The sequence below is a fragment of the Comamonas sp. genome (genome assembly GCF_036666375.1).
Classification (GTDB): Bacteria; Pseudomonadota; Gammaproteobacteria; order Burkholderiales; family Burkholderiaceae_C; genus Comamonas.
In genome coordinates this window covers 87777-91254 of sequence record NZ_JAVWWA010000005.1, presented here as the reverse complement: position 1 = coordinate 91254, position 3478 = coordinate 87777, and the positions used below count along the sequence as shown (strand labels likewise).

Annotated in this window: 3 protein-coding genes; 2 read left to right on the top strand and 1 reads right to left on the bottom strand. The window is 67.3% G+C overall.

Annotated features, from left to right (window positions below; all coding sequences use genetic code 11):
- A partial coding sequence (locus RR928_RS02285) for a LysR family transcriptional regulator (protein WP_332548565.1) occupies positions 1 to 919 on the top strand: 919 nt, incomplete at its 5' end.
- Here RR928_RS02285 and RR928_RS02280 read toward each other — a convergent pair.
- Positions 916 to 2577 (bottom strand): EAL domain-containing protein, encoded by a 1662-nt coding sequence (locus tag RR928_RS02280; protein WP_332536974.1) that lies wholly within the window; start codon positions 2575 to 2577, stop codon positions 916 to 918. The two genes, RR928_RS02285 and RR928_RS02280, sit on opposite strands and share 4 nt — an antisense overlap.
- Positions 2578 to 2813: 236 nt before the next feature.
- On the opposite strand from RR928_RS02280, the gene RR928_RS02275 reads away from it, so the two are divergent.
- Positions 2814 to 3452 carry an MBL fold metallo-hydrolase gene (locus RR928_RS02275; protein ID WP_332536973.1) on the top strand — a complete coding sequence of 213 codons (639 nt, stop codon included), beginning with the start codon at positions 2814 to 2816 and terminating at the stop codon, positions 3450 to 3452.
- Positions 3453 to 3478: the final 26 nt, after the last annotated feature.

The following is a 3478-nucleotide window of genomic DNA, read 5'->3' as shown; positions in this document are numbered from 1 at the left end:
AGCCGGAGACATGCGCTTCAACAAACTCGATCTGAACCTGCTGGTGGCGCTGGACGCGCTGCTGGCCGAACGCAACATCAGCCGTGCGGGCGAGCGCCTGCATCTGAGCCAGCCGGCAATGAGCAATGCGCTCGCCCGCCTGCGCAGTTTCTTTGGCGACGAACTGCTGGCCGCGCAGGGCCGGCAGATGGTGCTCACGCCACGCGCGCTGGGCCTGATCGAGCCGGTGCGCGACGTGCTGATGCGCATCGACAGCACGATCACCACGCCGCCGCTGTTCGACCCCGCGCAGTCCACGCGGACCTTCGTGCTGCTGCTGTCGGATTTCACCACCGCGGTGTTCATTCCGCCGCTGCTCGAGGCGCTCTACCAGCAGGCGCGCGGAATCCGCCTGGAGCTGCGCGCGCTCAACGACAAGCCCGCCGAGCAGCTCGAGCAAGGCGACGCCGACCTGCTGATCATTCCCGCGCAGTTCACCGCCGCCAACCATCCCTCGGCGCCGCTGTTCGAGGAGCAGTATCTGTGCGTGACCTGGGCCGGCCATAGCCGCATCCAGCACGCGCTGACGTTCAACGACTATCTCGAATGCGGCCATGTGGTCGCGAACTACGCGACCGGCCAGCAGCGCGCGGCGTTCGACAGCTGGTTTCTCGACCGCTTCGGCATCCAGCGCCAGGTCGAGGTGTCCGCGCCCAGCATGGCGGCCCTGCCCCAGATGGTGGTCGGCACCGACCGCATTGCGACGGTGCACAGGCGCGTGGCGCTGCAGGCGGAAAAAGTGCTGCCCATCAGGCTGTGGCCGCCGCCGCTGGAAGTGCCCACGCTGGAGCAGACCCTGCAGTGGCACCGCCACCGCGATGCCGATCCCGCGCTGCAGTGGATGCGCGAACTCGCGCTGCGCGTGGGGCGCGCGATCTAGCCTTCGCCGGCCAGGATGGCGCGCATGGCGTCCAGGCGTTCGGGGCATGCATGCTGCAGCCAGTGCGGGATCTGCGCGGCCGCCAGCGGCCGCGCGAACAGATAGCCCTGGATGCTCTCGATACCGCAGCGCACGACGCTGCGCAGTTCGGCTTCGGTCTCCACGCCTTCGACCGTGGCCAGCAGGCCCAGGTCGTGCGCCATCGCCGCGACATGGCGCAGCAGGATCTGGCGCTTGACGTCATTCTCCACGTCCCGCAGGAACAGCCGGTCGCATTTGATGCTGGTCAGCGGCAGGTTCGCCAGCAGGCCCAGCGAGGAAAACCCGGCACCGAAGTCGTCCATGATCACCTGGATGCCGCGCGCATGCAGTTCGCTCACGCTGAGGTAAATGCTGCGGCCGTTGGCCGTGATCGCATGTTCGGTCAGCTCCAGCCTGACATGCTGCGGACTGAGCCCACGCTGGGCGATCTCGGCCAGCAGCCAGTCGCAGAAACCGCTGGCCATCAGCGTCACGGGAGCGATGTTCACATGGATTGCCAGCGCATGTCCGCTCTCGTGCCACTGCCGGGCATGGCCGAGCGCGTTGAGCACGATGAGCCGGTCCGCCTGCTGCGTCTGGCCGCGCAGCTCGCATACCAGGAAGAATTTCTCGGGGTTGATGCGGCCCAGGCGCGGATGCTCCAGCCGCAGCAGGGCTTCGAGATGCACCGACTGGCTGCGCAGGTTGACGATGGGCTGGAAATGCAGCGCCAGCCTTTCGGGCAGCAGCAGCTCGTGCAGATAGTCGGCGATCAGCGCCAGCCGCGCATCGGATTGCACCACCGCCGAGTCCGCGCTGGAGCGAATCATCGACAGGCCACGATGCACCAGTTGCTGGCGCCCGCGGTCGGCGCGGATGTTCGTCAGCTGCTCCAGCGAGATCGCGCCCGCGAAGATGCCCACCACGATCAGGGCCGCGGACTCATCGAGCGAGGTGGCCCCGAGGGCATTGAAATCCTGGTGGTACTCGAACGAAATCGACAGCAGCCATTGCAGCGCCACGACCACGCCGCCGCAGACGACCCACTCGGTCCAGGTGTCCGCATGCGGCGAGGCCGCGCCCCGCAGGCGCAGCCCCTGGAGGCGCCATGCCCGAAACATCACCAGGGCGGCAAGCACGACGCAGGCCAGCGCGAAAGGCAGGACATGGATGCCAGCGGCGCGGGAAAAGCAGTTCGTCACCAGGATCGTGTAGCCCAGCAGCAGTCCGGCCGACATTCCCGCGCTCGCCAGCATGCGCCACGACCAGCTGCGGCGCGTGAGCAAGGTGGGCAAGGTGAGCCGGCAACTGAGCACCATCACGACCAGCGCCGACAGCGCGGGCAGCAGCGTCCATTCATGCAGCTGGATGTCGACACGCAGATAGACGATGGCCATGACCAAAGCCCAGAAGATGCAGCCCATGCCCAAAGACGCGAACGACTCGAACACCCTGCGGCTGGCCTGGTCCACGGACAGCGACACATACTCGCACAGGCGCTGCGCGGCATAGACCGTCATCGAGGCAGCCAGCCAGAATGCCGCCAGCTGCCACAGAGGGGGAAGAACGGCTGGTGCGGAGTCGACGAGTTGTCCCAGCCCGGCGTCCGCGCCTGGCCACGATAGATATTGGTCCATGGATTCAAGGCGCTGCTGGGCCGCCGGTGTGGCCCGCATGCGCAGGCGGCGCAGGCGGCGCACTGCGTTCCTAGGCACAGACGGACCCATTCCTCCAGCCAGATTGCCGGAGTGCGCAAACTATACGCGGTCGACAGCAGCCCGCCCGCAATGTACCGCGGCTTGCGCCCGCAGCGCGCGCCGCGGCACTTCGCGGACAATGGCCGGCAAGAACATGCTTTGCGCCTTCACACCCCATGCTTGAATACCTCACCATTCCCGTCACCGCCTTCCAGCAGAACTGCTCGCTGGTCTGGTGCAGCGAAAGCCGCGACGCGGCCGTCATCGACCCGGGCGGCGACCTGCCCGTCATCCTGGCCGAAGTCGAGCGCCTGGGCCTGACGCTGCGCGCGATCTGGCTCACGCATGCGCATATCGACCATGCGGGCGGCGCGGGCGAGCTTGCGCAGTCGCATGCCCTGCCCATCATCGGCCCGCATGAAGGCGATCAGTTCTGGATCGACGGCCTGCCCCAGCAAAGCGCGATGTTCGGCTTTCCGCCCGCGCAGAGCTTCACGCCCACGCGCTGGCTGCATGATGGCGACAGCGTGCAGATAGGCCGGGAAACGCTGGCCGTGCGCCACTGCCCGGGCCACACGCCCGGCCATGTGGTGTTCCATGCGCCGCAGATCGAGCGTGTGTTTGTCGGCGATGTGCTGTTCGCGGGCAGCATAGGCCGCACCGACTTTCCCCAGGGCAACCACGAGCAGCTGATCGCGAGCATCACCGAGCGCCTGTGGCCCATGGGCGGCGCCACGGTGTTCATTCCCGGCCATGGCCCCGAAAGCACGCTGGGACGCGAGCGGCTGAGCAATCCTTATGTCGGTGGGACCTGAGGCGGGGCTGACAAATGGGGGGGCTG

Bases quoted from the DNA above. Each gene is read 5' to 3' on its own strand.
- RR928_RS02275 (WP_332536973.1), top strand. From the start codon at position 2,814: ATGCTTGAATACCTCACCATTCCCGTCACCGCCTTCCAGCAGAACTGC.
- RR928_RS02280 (WP_332536974.1), bottom strand. From the start codon at position 2,577: ATGGACCAATATCTATCGTGGCCAGGCGCGGACGCCGGGCTGGGACAA.